Source organism: Bombella mellum, from assembly GCF_014048465.1.
GTDB lineage: Bacteria > Pseudomonadota > Alphaproteobacteria > Acetobacterales > Acetobacteraceae > Bombella > Bombella mellum.
The window spans coordinates 279,513-292,966 of sequence record NZ_PDLY01000002.1 but is presented as its reverse complement, the minus strand read 5'-3'; the positions used below and the strand labels follow the sequence as shown (position 1 = coordinate 292,966).

Here is a 13,454-nt window from a genome sequence, read left to right as displayed (position 1 = left end):
GATAAGAAGAAGGGGTCATTTTTATCCTTCTAAGGGGATTGTACCGTGTCATCTATCCGTCTTCAATTATTGGATAATCTTTTACATTCACTCATGAATGTGATGAGTGCGTGCGATCCGTACTTAGGTGATAATAAGGTATGCGATAGTAGACTAAAGCCCATTATCCGGCGTATTTTGCTTCAGAAAGCTTTAGGGGAACGGGCTCTTTTAGCCATTTCGGGAACGCAAGGGGCAGGTAAGACAACTCTTGTTAAAAATCTTTATGGTCTGAATGATGAAGATGCCAAGTGGTTTCAGGCCAATCAAGGGCGTGGAGAGAAGCATCCTATCCTTATTACAGAACATGAAAAAGATCAAATAGAGGGCATTATTAAAGTGTTCGCCAAGGATGTGAATGGCAACAGGATTCTTAAAGATCAGAACTTGAGAGAGAAATTTGATACGCTGGAAGGGGCACAAGCTGAATTCTGCCGCGCGGCTTCCGATCGTGATAATAATGCGGGTGAGGTGATGTTAGAGCTGCGTTTACCGCCGCGATTGAATTTGGGGAAAGATCGTGGATGGGTGTTGCTCCCGGGGTATGAGAAGAGCGATGGAGATAGCCAGTCTTGGCAAGATACGATGAGTGCCGTGGCTGCCAATGCGTATGGAGCAGTTGTCGTGACAGATGAAAAGCGCCTTGCGGGTGATCAGAAGGCGCTTATTCGTGATACGAATATGCGCCACCTAGATGGTATGCAGCCTGTTGTAGTGGTTACGAGAACAGAGGATAAAAGCGAGGAAGCCTGTCAGGAGTTACGGGAAAGGGCTGCTGAAATCTTCGGTGTGGAATGTAGTCGTGTTGTGTGCAGCGGGTCGAAAGATGATGCTGTTTATATGAAAAAATGGCAGGACGCCTTTAAAGGTACAGCGAAAAATTTCATTGGAGAGTCCGGACGCGGGGCCGGTAATGCACGGAGTCTTACGCTTGCCAAGCTTATTGACGATGACTTGCGTACAACGCTAGCGTGCATCAAACGAGATGTAAGTGATCAAATCCTAGTGGATGAGGGGATTGATCCCATTGAGAAGTGGGTCGAGAGGCTCATGGAAATGTTTGATGAGGCTGAGAAAAAATTCCGGCGTCACTATGAAAGAGATATTAATAAGACAATTGATGCTAACGCGGCAGGAATTCGGAATGCTGTTCTGGAGAGTCTTGCAGAGGATCATGAAGGTGTGATGCATGGTGTCGGCAATTTTTTCAAAAGTGATACAAAACAACTTTTAAAGTTGCAAAATCTCGTAAAGAAGAATGTGAGTGAGGCCGAGAAGAAAAGTCCGTTAGGGCAGGAAGTCAGTCAGGTCGTGAAAAGAAGACTACAAAATAGTTTAGGAAAGAGTATTGAGGACAACGGTACGGGGCTGCTTTCCTATGATAAAGGCGACGTTCCTAGTAATGGAACGGGACAGACTCCTTCTGCAGCTTTAATAGCTCTTTATAAAGATGATGATAAAAATGTGGAGAAACATACGGGGTTAGAGAAGGCTGTGACGGCTCTTCCGGCTTTGGCGGTTAATTTTGCTTTAAGTTTAAGTCAATTTGAGCCGTTCCAAAAGGAAATTCGTGATCTTTCTGGAGACTGGCCGGGTAAAAGTGGTGTCTCTTCGATCAATGTGGTGAAGCATCTCTTTGATAATTTGGGGGATGCGACAGAAAAAGCGACAAAAGCCCATGAAATTTGGCAGGGTTTTACAAAAAATCTTGGCCCAAAAATGTCATCACCTGCTCGACATGGATTGTGGGGCGCTGTGATCGGAACAGTGGGGGCAGAAGCCGCAGGCTCTGCCCTGTTGAGTGGTGGTCCGGTGACCCTTGCCGCTGGAGCAGTATTTGCGGCTGGGTATTTGGGAGCAAGCCTGGTTCAGGAAGCGAAAGCGACAGATCGTGCCAACCGAGCAACAGCGTTAGGAATGCTCGAGAGCTTCAATCAGAATCGCTTTGATCTTTATATGGAGAGTTATGATGAATTGATGGAAACAACGCGTGAAAATTTCCGCGCACAGCTACAAAAACACTATAAGATTTCGGATAAAGTCGGCAAGAAAGATCGTGCCTTCCGTAGTATTGCGATCGCTCAAGAGCTGCGTGAGCAACTGCATGAAGAATTGAATACAGACCTCCATGTCGCATGATGTTTCTTTGAACTTTGATTGGGCGCATAGAGCGTATGATGCTTACTGTGTTGAGCTTCCCCTGGAGGTACGGGAACAGCTTCGCAAACCGGCGGGGGAGGCTTTCGTTGTTCTTTACGGGCCGACGCAGGTGGGGAAGACGACGCTTATCCTTACAATGCTGCAGCTTTCTGAAGATGGGCACGCACGAGTGGGGAAAACCTTGCGCGGTAAGCGGAAGAAAGGCGAATCATCCACAGCGGTGGCGACACAATATCGGCGGAGCAAGAATGAAAATTGGTCATTTTCTTGGCAGGGGAGGCATATAACAGCCTCTTCTGATGAGGAAATGACCACTGCGTTAGAGCAGTTACGTCGTTCCATGATGAAGGGGGACATTGAGGCTTCAGATGATTATTGTACGATTGACATTCCCTTAAGTTATTTCAAGCCACAAGAAGAAGGGGAGGGGAAACAGAAGACGATCCGTATTCTGGATCTTCCCGGGATTGAGGCTGATTCCGAAGAGGAAAAGAAGTATGTGCGAGCAATTAGCCGTAAATTTGTTCCAATTGCAACATTGACCCTTCTTGTTTCCAAGGCTGATGATCTAGGCTTCTTTTTTAAGGGGTTGGATGGTGTTCCGGAGATAAAACATTGGATGAATACCCCAGGTCGTTTCCGTGTTGTTACGACTTATTCTTTTACGCCGGAAACAGTGCGTAAAACAGTCAAGAAGAAGCAAGGAAATATTAAAGAGTACCAAAAGGAGTTGATTGCTCAGATTGGTACTTTTGGAACATTGCCTGAGAGAGCTCAGAAGGACGAGCTTTATTATCCTTTGGAATTTGGAGCTTCTTGGCAGGAATCTGATTTGAGGAAAGAGACGCAAGTCTTGGATGACATGATCAAAAGAGAGTTTAAGCGTCTTTACGACGATATCGCGCAGGCAGATGACCCACTTAATTACCTCCTTAGTGTGTTGGACAGTCAAGGCTGTACGGAGGCTTTTTATGAAGAACGCTACAAGGTGGTTAGTGATAAAATAAATTCTTTCCGCAATAAAGTAAATCACGAAAAGAAAATTATCGAAACACTTAATAACAAACTGAAGGATGCGGAAAAGCGCATGAAACGCGATGAGATAGGGTTGGATGCTTTGCAGTTTTTGTCTGAAGAGATGATCGCTCCATTTTGGGTAGATTATGAAGAGACTGAAGAGAATAATCAAAAAGAAATGTTTAATTTATTACAGAAACAGAAATGGTCTGTTCCTGATTTGAAGAAATTTACAACACTACATACAATAGAGGAAAATAAAACAGAGGAAAAAGAACTGCAAGCACTGCTGCCTTTAGCAGCATCTTTGTATGATGATTGGGTAACTTCGTGCTTAAAAAACATTGATTTGTGGTTGGAGGGTATTGAGGAGTCTGAGGAACTTGATAAGTCTCTTGATAAGAGCCATGAAGATGATGAGATACGGTTTGCGGCATGTTCGCATTTCTTTAATACTCTCCCTTCAGCTGAGTATCTCTTACGTGATGCTCGCTCCTTTATTTTGCTTAATTTCAAAGAGGTTGTGGGGAGATTAGACGAGTATTGGATGGATTCGTATTGGTTTGATTCAAGCTACCAAGAAGATTGTCTCATGTTCATGCAAGCTTACAAACGCTCGGCTGCCAGATTGAAGGAGAAGATTAGTCAATCGTTGGATGCAGAGCAAAAATGTTTTGAGGAAAAAATTCGGAAAAAGAAGAATCAAGCAGAGACTGATGTGAAGATGTTTGGTATGCAAAAATCCAAAAGAGAGCTGGAACTGGCATCATTAGAGCAACAGCTTGAGGAGAGTGTTACACTAAAAAAGCAGGTTAATGCTGAGTGGCGGGAAATAAAAGAAAAAACGGATAATATGCGTTCTTTCTTTCAGGAGGAATATCTTAAAGAGGTGAGTGATGCTTATGACGCAGTTTATGCAACTAAAGAGGCCGGCCTGTCATTTTATAGGTTATGCCAAGCTCAGACTCTAAAGGAAAGTCGGCACGTTATTGAAGAAAAACTATTTCGTTAATGGATTCAACATTATCTGCTAACAAAGGAGGCAATCATAGTGCAGTCTAAAAAGAACTTTGCGACAAACGATATTGAAAAGAAAGAGAAAGAGATTGAGTCTCTTCTCGAGAAAGTATTGCGTTCTCCCATCGGGGATTACAAAGAGGCACAAGAAAGCTTGGAGAGAGGTTTTAAAAATGTACAGGAAATTACTACAAAATTTAGTGATCGGTTAAATGCTTTGCCTGACAATGTGGAGGACATTGTAAAAAAAATAAAAAAAGATATTGAAGATGGTATCGACGGATTAAAAGAAGAATCTGATAATCTCTTTGAAGAGAAGATAGCTATTTTATCGGAATATTTGGAAAAATTTAATGAAAATGTACAAAAAAACCCTGAGCACATAAGGAAAATTACTTGTGAGTTAAAGGAAGACGTTGATGCCCTTGTTGCTGAAAAAACAGTACAGCTTTCGGAGCAGATGGATCGCCTTCCCCATGTTCATGAGGCTATGGAAACTAAAATACAGGCTCTTTTTGCGTCTTTGCAGGGAGATTTCTGTAGGCTGGCAGAGCAAGGACAGAAAAAACATGCGGAGCTTTTAACGTCATTTGACCAGCACTCGCAAAGTGTTAAAGACGCTGCTTCACAAGTAGGATGTGAAATTGATAAAATACCAGCAATCGCTACGCAGCACTTTAAGGAGGTAGTTGATGACTGTCAAGTTAATCTTAAGGATCTCATAAATCGTCATATTGATCGGGTCGAGGAAACAAACCGTCGAACAATCGCGATACAAGAGAAGATTAAGATAGATTCAGAGAATTGTATTAAAATGCTTCAAGAAAGCTTGGCTAAGCAAGAAAATTCTATGATGCTATCACTGGAAAATTTACAAAACTCCTTTCTCCCTATCAGAGATGATGAAAAATTGATCTTGTCCATGCTCAAAGAATCGGGGAGTAACACCGAGAAGGAACTTTTAACATTAAAAAATGAACTTGTGGACGTACATCGCAATGCACGTTCTCATAAAATGGTTTTGATGATTTTGCTAATCATCACGCTGTTTGTAACCTGTGGCGATGGGGTGTTGGAGTTGTTGAAACTCTTCCATCATTGATGGAGGGTGTGTATTCGGGGTCTGTTAGATTCTGCTACAATCTTCCGAAGCGGTGATTAAGGATGATAGAAAGAAAAGACGAAGTGGTTTTGTCGTATCTGGTCGCGACAATTTATTATTCCTTGAATGTCGCCTAATGATACGCCGATGGCTTGCCGAATCGGTACCGCCCTTGAATCACAGCGACTCATCGGTTTTGACTCGGTTCCGGGACTGAATGCGCAACAGAAAGCTGTGCCCCTGTCGATCTAGGGTTGGGAGTGAGTTCTGAGGAAGACCCGCTCCGCCATTCAATAAAGTATTACTGGTTGGAGGCGCATCCATGCCGGATGCGCTCTCAGTCGTTCCCTATTCAGGGTCGGCATTGAATGGCCTGTCAGCAGCCACCCTTGCGATCCTGTTCTGCTCCCGGTTTCTCATATCTTTCTGTTCCTGCAACCGATCCCAAGCGGCTTTGATCGTCTGTGGAGAGACCTGACAGGAGCCCTTGAGGGAGGGGCATGTGAGGAGCTGTTTTGATCGACAGAAGACACCCGACAAATGGCGGGGCTGTAGCGGATGAAAGCGCAAGCCATGAGGAAGGTCGAAAACGTGCTTGTGCGGGTATAGGCAGGAGGATTTTCTGGACAATAGCCATTAAACCGCTTAGGAACGGTATTGCACGCTTGCGTTGCACAGGGACGAACCTGAATTGGTGCGTTTCCATAGATATTGGACTTCTGCGGTTGGGAGGAACTTCAAATAAAGATCCCTCTCTCTCCGCCATGATGACCGTTCCCGTCCCATGCAGTCTTCCATTGCCAGGCGTGTTGGCCCGAAAGCTGGTCTGCTGCCTGATGGCCGGTTATGTTCGTCTTCCATGCACTATGGGCTGCCTCCTTCATGCCGGTTCACGGGGGTGAAGCCGTTGCCGTACGCCGGGGCTTTTGGGAGAGAACAACATGCAGATGTCCGAACTGATGGTCGGCACCGTCATCATTGTCATTGTGGCGTTTCTGGCCGCCGGGCTGGGGTATCTGCTGGCCATGAGGCGGGCCGGGTGGCAGATGTCCGATCTTGCCATGCAGGTCCGGCAGATGGAGGTGGCCTTCCAGCAGGCCAGTGACCAGAATGTCAGGGATGGGGAGGAGCTTGCCCAGCTCAGGAGCAGGCTTCATGACGTGGAGCTTTCGGACAATACGGCCCGCACGCAGCTGCGCAATGCCCATGAGACGGTCCAGCGGCTGGATGCGGCCCTGACGGAACGGGGCGGACAGTATGAGGCCCTCCTGCAGAAATATGGCATGCTGGAAAAAGAGCATGTGGAAATCAGGACGACGCTGGAGCGGAAAGAGGAACATTTCCGGGAGCAGATGCAGCAGCTTGGCGAAACCAGGCAGTCACTGGGGAAAGAGTTCGAAAATCTGGCCAACAGGATATTCGAGGAAAAAGGTAGGAGCTTCGCCGATGCCAGTCAGGTCAGTCTGTCGTCCATGCTGAAGCCGTTCCGGGAGCAGATCGAAGGTTTCCAGAAGCGGGTCAATGAGGTGCATGATGCGTCCCTCCAGGGGAACAGTACCCTCAATGCCGAGATCAGGAAGGTTCTGGAGATCGGCCTGAAGATGAGTCAGGAGGCCACCAACCTGACGTCAGCCCTGAAGGGGGATTCCCAGCAGCGTGGTGCCTGGGGGGAGGCGCAGCTTCGCCGGACCTTGGAGATGAGCGGTCTTGTGGAAGAAGCCCATTATGAGGTCCAGAGTTCCTTCCGGGATGCGGAGGGGCGGCAGAAGCAGACGGATTATCTGATCCGGCTGCCAGAGGGCAAACACATCATCATCGACAGCAAGGTGTCACTGAATGCCTATGACCGGGCCGTGGGGGCGGAGAGCCAGACGGAGCACGAGGCCGCTCTCAGGGAGCATGTGAAATCCGTCCGCCGGCACATGGATGATCTGGCCTCCAAGGACTACACGAACCTGATCGGAATGCGCAGTCCCGGTTTTGTCCTCATGTTCATGCCGATCGAGCCGGCCTACATCAGTGCCCTGAAGGTGGACCGGGACCTGTTTGACTACGGGTACCGGAAAGGTATCGTGCTGGTGTCCCATACGACACTCATTCCCATCCTGCGGACGGTCGCCAATTTGTGGATGATCGAGCGGAGCAACCGGGAAGCCCGTGAGATCAGCGAGAGGGCGGGGGACATCTACAATTCGGTCTGTCTTGTGGCCGAAAGGCTGAATAAGCTGGGCGGAAGCCTGAACACGGCAAGCAACCATTATAACGGTGCCGTCAGGGCACTGGCCGGGCAGCAGGGTCTGTATGGCCGGGTGGACCGCTTCAGGCAGCTTTCAGCCAAGGTCAGCAAGGACCTGCCCCGGCTGGAGGCCCAGCACATGGATTTTGAAACGGAACGTCTCGGCCTTATCGTGGAACCGGTGGAAGACGGCACCGGGCAGCCGGTACCGGTGACCGGTGCCTGAGCACACCGCCCTTACTGGAAGAGGGACAGGATGTTCTGGGACTGCCCGTTGGCGATGGACAGGGACTTGATGCCAAGGGACTGCTTGGTCTGAAGGGAGGTCAGGCGGGCGGATTCGGCGGACATGTCGGCATCCGTCAGCGCACCGGATGCCGCCGTGAGAGAATCGGACGATTTCTGGCCGTAGGAACTCATGGATTCGATGAGCTGCTGGTTGGCACCAAGGTCGGACGTGACGTTGGTCATCGCCTGGATGGCGTTCTGCGTTATCTGGATCATTCTGGGAAGACGCTGTGCCGTGGCCGCTGCATTGAAACCGTCGCTGATGCGGGCACCGTCAGGAGTGGCCGTCAGGAAGTTGTTCACGGTGGGGTCTTCCCCAGGCATTGCGCTGCCGGGTGTCATGCCGAACAGTTCCGTCATGATGTGGCCGATCCCGTAACCGGTCGTGAGGCCGATCATGTAACCGTAGCTGTTCAGGGTCTGCGTGTCTCCCTGAAGGCTGGTGACAAAGGTCAGGCTATTGGAGGTGATGCCCATTCCGTCTCCCGTGCCGCTCAGCGTGCCGCCGGAAAGAAGGTTGACGCCTTTCACCGTGGCATTGCGGGCGATGGTGTCGATGCTCTTCATGTAGCCCGTCAGCTCCTTGTTGAGCTGACCGAGAGAGGCGGCGTTGCCGATGTTGTTGCCCACGGTCGTCACGGCATTCTGGACGTCCTGCAATATCTTGATGATGCTGTTGGCCGCAGTGTTGGTGGCACTGATGACCTGGGAGGCATAGCTCAGCCCGTCATTGACGGCACTCTGCCCGGCGATGTCCCCGCCAATCTGTGAGGCGATGCCGAAAGCCGCAGGGTTGTCGGAAGAGTCGGCCACTTTCTTGCCGGTGGAAACGGCATTTTCCGTATGGGCCAGATCGGTCTGCGTGGTGTTCAGTGTTTCCAGGGCGACCATGGAAGACTGGTTTGTGTTGATGGAAAGACTCATGGTCCTTTCTCCCGGTGTCATTGAACGGAACCAACGGAACCTCTGCTGGCGGGGAGGGAGGAGAACACGAAAATTTTACGTGATTCTTAAATCCTGAATGAAAAATGGTTGTCCGTCCATTTTTCGCAAGTCATGTTAGAGCATCATTAAGATTGCCTGTGCCGATACATGATCCTTTACAATGAAACAACATGAGTGATCTTTTAACGGCATGAGCAGGTTTCTTGATGATTTTCGTCCGGTGTACGGATGTCCGTATTTATTCGGGACAGACACGGGTGCGGATTGACCTAAGCATCCGTGTCCTGAGGCCGGATCAGGCCAGACATTTCAGCGTGTCCATCGCACCAGTGTCTGCTTCTGTTCCCCCAGCCCCTCAATGCCAAGCCGCATTTCGTCACCTTCCTGCAACCACAGGGGCGGCTTGTGTCCCATTCCGACGCCGGGCGGTGTCCCGGTGGTAATGATGTCGCCGGGCAGGAGCGTCATGTACCGGCTGAGATAGGCGATGATCTCACGGACGGAGAAGATCATGGTGGCTGTCGAGCCGTCCTGACGACGGGTTCCGTTCACGTCCAGCCAGAGGCGCAGGTTCTGCGGATCCCGCAATCAGTTCAGGATATCCCAGTTCACGTTCACGTCCAGCCAGAGGCGCAGGTTCTGCGGATCAGCGATCTCATCAGCCGTGACAAGGAAGGGGCCGACAGGTCCGAAATTGTCGCAGCCCTTGCCCTTGTCCCATTGTGAGGACTGCATCTGGAAACTGCGTTCTGACACATCATTGACGATGCAGTAGCCTGCCACATGCTCCAGAGCCTTCGCTTCCGTCACATGGCGGGCTGTGCTGCCGATGACGATGCCCAGCTCGACTTCCCAGTCCACTTGTGAAGCATGGGGCGGGATGGGGATGTCGTCATGGGCACCGCAAAGGGCGGAAGGAGCTTTCAGAAAGACGATCGGTTCCTGCGGGATGGGAAGACCGGCTTCTTCGGCATGATCGGCATAGTTCAGGCCAATGCAGACGCATTTGGAGACATGGCTGACGGGCACCCCGAACCGGGGAGAGCCTTCCACGGCTGGCAGGGTCGTTTCATCAATGGCGGCCACCTGGGCAAGGGACTGTGGAGAGAGGCGTTCCGGCGTCAGGTCATCCCAGAGTCTGGAAAGGTCACGCAGCGTACCGGAACGGTCGATCAGTCCGGGCTTTTCGGAGCCGGGGTGTCCATAGCGGCAGAGTTTTGTCATGACGGGTTTTTCCCTGAGGATTGAGGATCGGCCATCCTCTCCAGTTTTTCCACGATCGTTCCGCACCGCTGCATGAAGGCCTCCCGGCTGTAATGCTGGTCGATGTGTTGTTTTGCTGCCTTGCCATAGGCGTGCAGCAGGGCCGGGTCCTGAAAAATCTCCGCCAGCGTGTCGCAGAAAGTTTCAGGAATCCTGTCAGGCTTCAGCAGGAAGCCCGCCCGGCCGGGCTGGACGCTGTTGCGCATCTCCCCGACAGGCGTTGCCACGACGGGCAGGCTCATGTTCATGGCCTCATGGGCAGCCAGACACATGCCCTCATAGCGTGAGGGCTGTGCGTAAAGCTGGAGCGTGCGGAGAAAGGCGGGAACATCCGTCTGGAAGCCCTTCAGCGAGACGTGGTTTTCCAGCCCGTGCTGACGGATGAGGGTTTCAAGTTCCGCCCGCTGGGGGCCATCCCCGGCGAATGAAAGATGCACGAGGTCCGCCCATTGGGGATGGGTCCTGCGGAACAGGGCCAGACCTTCGATGAGCAGGGGATAGTTCTTTACTTCATGAAGCCGCCCTGTGCTGCCGATGTGCAGAGGCGTGCTGCCATCCCAGTCCGGAGCCGGGTGATTTTCAGGAGCAGCGACGTAGAGAGGCCAGGACGTGATTTTCTCCGGCGGAATGTTCATCTTTTCCCGGAGGAACTGCGCCACATATGAGGAATCTGCCACCCAGAGCCGGGTGATGCGGCGGCCTGCCGTGGTGGTGAAGCGGATGCTGGCACTGTTCTTCCAGCTCACGACCGGAATGTTGAGGATTTTCCCGGCCAGCTGCCCCAGCAGCGTGGCCCGGCTCAGCGATGTCCAGATGATGTCTGGCCTGTTCCGGTGGAACAGGCGCAGGATGCGGAAAAGAGTGAGGAAGAAGCTGCGGCGTCTGGTGTCCAGCAGGCGGTAAGGGATGCCTGCCCGTTCCAGATGGGGGGCCGCTCCCATGTCACGAGGTTCGCAGGCGGTGACGTCCACCTGATGGCCGAACTCTTCCAGAGCCTTCACGATGTCGGGGATGGCAAATTCGGCACCGCCCGTTTCCAGACTGGTGACAAGATAATGAATTTTCATGGAGCGGCAGGGTCTCGGGCTGGATGGGACGATCGTGGGAGACTGACGTCATAAGGGCGGGAGATCAAGCCTTTTCCGGGACCGTTTCGTGTGGAGGTTCATGACCGGGAAAGACCGAGAATCCCGTGCCGAGGAAAGGGCGGCTGGCATCGAGGAAATCCTCGTTGGTGCGCAGCGTATGTTCGACCACCACGAGATGGGTCAGGGCACGGGTGATCTCCAGCCGGATGATGGCCTCATGGTCCTGCGTGTCCAGTTCACGCAGGCGGCGGATGGCCGCACGGGTGAGCCGGGCGGCACGGTCATGCCGACGGGACGAATGTTCGATGTGATAAAGGACGAGCGTGATGGGGCGGCGGGCACTTTCCGGCAGATATTCACGGTTCAGCAGGCCACGCAGGCGGATGACGTTCAGCCCCAGTGTCAGGGTAGCCAGCGTGCCCTGTATGCCTGCCTCCACGAGGGGGGTCATGACGGTGGCGTGGCGGAGCAGGCGGGAGAAGCGGTCTGTGCTGTGGCCGATCCATGTGCTGATCTGGGGCGTGCTGTTCAGGTTGGCGAGGTTGCGGAGTTCCCGCAGCGTGGCCTTGCGGAGGCGGAAACCTTCGGCCCGGCTGTCGAAGGGCAGGATGCTGCGGAAAATCAGGACGGCCGTGATGCCGGACAGCATGATGGCCAGATTCGTGTTGTAGAATTTCGTCTCGTCGATGATGTGGTGATTCTGTATGCCCAGCATGAGGGGCATGAGCAGGTTGAAGGCCGAGGCGGCGGGAGCCGTGGCCGGATTGGCCCGGGCGAGACCGCCTATCATCATGGCGCAGGAGAGGATGAGCACCAGCGGCTCATAGGTCGTGACCATGGGGATGAAGATGAAACAGAGCACCCACGCCACGCACCAGCCCACCGCCAGCCCCTTGAGGAACTTTACGGTGCCCAGGACGGGGTTTTCCTTCGTGGCGAACAGGCCGCAGATCAGGGCCGTGATGCTGATGAGGGTGTTGCCGTTGGACCAGGCCGTCACCTCATAGATCAGGGACGTGACCAGAATGGCCAGGGCCGCCCGGAAGCCGTTGTTGAAGGCAAGGCGGCCATCCCGGTAGGTATGATGCCGGAACTGGAAATGATCCCCGCGGATGGTGTGGGTGCTGGCATGATATTCCGTGATGGCTTCTTCCAAGTCACCGATCAGGTCCCCGAGGGATGAGAAGAGGATGCGCTCATCCAGGGCGGAATTGGTGATGACGGTGGACTGTTCCTCCTCATGCGTTTCCATCATGGCCGTGGGGATGACCCGGCGGCGGTGCGGCGTGGCATAGCGGCGGCAGATGTCGCGCAGATGCTGGAGTTCGGCCAGAAGTTCGGAGATCTCCTCCTCCTTGCCCAGCCGTTCCGAGAATGTCCGCAGGAACTGGCTGAAAGCCCGGACGACCGTGTCGAAATCCCTGTGATTGCTGGAGAGGAGGGCAAGCCGGGCCGCCATGCCGAAACTGCGGGACAGGAGGGCGGACACGGCGGCCAGGGCGGCACGGGCATGGTCGCCTTCGTGCCCGTGGGCTCCCATTTCCACCTCGGCAAATTCGATCTGGTCATTGATGGACAGGATGGTGCCGAAGAGATTGCGGGCTTCCGTCAGGGCACCGGCATCCTGCTGGAGGATGTGGTAGAGGGTGTCGGCCACCAGGGTGAGGGCTGATTCCAGTTTCTGCCGTATCTTGAGATGCGCCAGCCTGTCCTGGTTGAAGGCGAACAGAAGACCTATGAAGGCTTCGCAGAGAACACCCAGGATGATGTAGCTGGCCCGGGACACGGCAAATATGAAGATGTCGCCCGTATGGGGCACGACGTCCATGCAGATGATGGCGCAGGTATAGCCTGAAAGGACAAGGGCATAGGAGCGGAAATTGCTGACGAAGGTCGCCAGCCCGCTACAGAGGCCGATCCACAGGGCGATCAGCGGGAAGAAGAGCCACGGTGCCTGAGGATAGATGCCAACGAATATGAGGGCCGCCGTCCCGCCGATCAGCGTGCCGGCGATGCGCCAGCGGGCCTTGGAGAGACTTTCGCCCCGTGTCAGCTGCGCCACGGACCAGACCGTCATGGGGGCCCAGATGGGACTGTCCAGCTCTAGCCAGAGGGCGATGCCCAGAGAGAGACAGGCGGCAATGGTGGTGCGCAGGGCGAAAAGAAATCCGTTCAGGGACGGAACAAACAGCCAGTAGAAGAAAGGCGGTATCCGGAAATTCAGGAAGGCTAGAAAACGAGCGGTCATTGTGCATCCAGTGGCATCCAGAGCCGGAGACTACTTCCCTTTGGAGCTGGA

General features: G+C 52.7%; 7 protein-coding genes and 1 pseudogene. 4 read left to right on the top strand and 4 right to left on the bottom strand.

Going from position 1 to position 13,454, the window contains the following annotated elements; translation table 11 throughout:
• The first annotated feature begins 45 nt into the window (after positions 1–45).
• From CPA56_RS04395 to rmuC, 4 genes are all read left to right on the top strand, one after another.
• A complete protein-coding gene (locus CPA56_RS04395; protein ID WP_182040818.1) occupies positions 46–2,178 on the top strand; it encodes a nucleoside/nucleotide kinase family protein in 2,133 nt (710 codons plus the stop codon).
• Positions 2,168–4,228, top strand: coding sequence for a hypothetical protein (locus CPA56_RS04390; RefSeq protein WP_182040817.1), 2,061 nt, complete (start codon positions 2,168–2,170; stop codon positions 4,226–4,228). Before CPA56_RS04395 ends, CPA56_RS04390 begins: the two co-directional genes overlap by 11 nt.
• A 39-nt stretch (positions 4,229–4,267) precedes the next feature.
• Positions 4,268–5,335 carry a synaptonemal complex protein 1 gene (locus tag CPA56_RS04385; protein WP_182040816.1) on the top strand — a complete coding sequence of 356 codons (1,068 nt, stop codon included), beginning with the start codon at positions 4,268–4,270 and terminating at the stop codon, positions 5,333–5,335.
• Positions 5,336–6,276: 941 nt separating this feature from the next.
• Positions 6,277–7,797 carry a DNA recombination protein RmuC gene (gene rmuC / locus CPA56_RS04380; protein ID WP_182040815.1) on the top strand — a complete coding sequence of 507 codons (1,521 nt, stop codon included), beginning with the start codon at positions 6,277–6,279 and terminating at the stop codon, positions 7,795–7,797.
• Between the two features lie 11 nt (positions 7,798–7,808).
• On the opposite strand, the gene CPA56_RS04375 is transcribed toward rmuC, so the two are convergent.
• The 4 genes and pseudogenes from CPA56_RS04375 to CPA56_RS04360 form a co-directional block, all read right to left on the bottom strand.
• Positions 7,809–8,783, bottom strand: a complete 975-nt coding sequence (locus CPA56_RS04375) for a flagellin (RefSeq protein WP_182040814.1) — start codon at positions 8,781–8,783, stop codon at positions 7,809–7,811.
• A gap of 330 nt (positions 8,784–9,113) precedes the next feature.
• A pseudogene (locus tag CPA56_RS04370) lies at positions 9,114–10,028 on the bottom strand (fumarylacetoacetate hydrolase family protein).
• Positions 10,025–11,134: a glycosyltransferase gene (locus tag CPA56_RS04365; RefSeq protein WP_182040813.1), complete on the bottom strand. Its 1,110-nt coding sequence runs from the start codon at positions 11,132–11,134 to the stop codon at positions 10,025–10,027. The pseudogene CPA56_RS04370 and the gene CPA56_RS04365 overlap by 4 nt, the downstream one beginning before the upstream one ends.
• 64 nt (positions 11,135–11,198) lie before the next feature.
• Positions 11,199–13,403 (bottom strand): FUSC family protein, encoded by a 2,205-nt coding sequence (locus CPA56_RS04360; RefSeq protein ID WP_182040812.1) that lies wholly within the window; start codon positions 13,401–13,403, stop codon positions 11,199–11,201.
• Positions 13,404–13,454 lie beyond the last annotated feature (51 nt).

What these genes read in the sequence shown, in the direction of transcription:
- CPA56_RS04390 (WP_182040817.1), top strand. Translation starts at nt 2,168, where the DNA reads ATGTCGCATGATGTTTCTTTGAACTTTGATTGGGCGCATAGAGCGTAT.
- rmuC (WP_182040815.1), top strand. Translation starts at nt 6,277, where the DNA reads ATGCAGATGTCCGAACTGATGGTCGGCACCGTCATCATTGTCATTGTG.
- CPA56_RS04375 (WP_182040814.1), bottom strand. Translation starts at nt 8,783, where the DNA reads ATGAGTCTTTCCATCAACACAAACCAGTCTTCCATGGTCGCCCTGGAA.
- CPA56_RS04365 (WP_182040813.1), bottom strand. Translation starts at nt 11,134, where the DNA reads ATGAAAATTCATTATCTTGTCACCAGTCTGGAAACGGGCGGTGCCGAA.
- CPA56_RS04360 (WP_182040812.1), bottom strand. Translation starts at nt 13,403, where the DNA reads ATGACCGCTCGTTTTCTAGCCTTCCTGAATTTCCGGATACCGCCTTTC.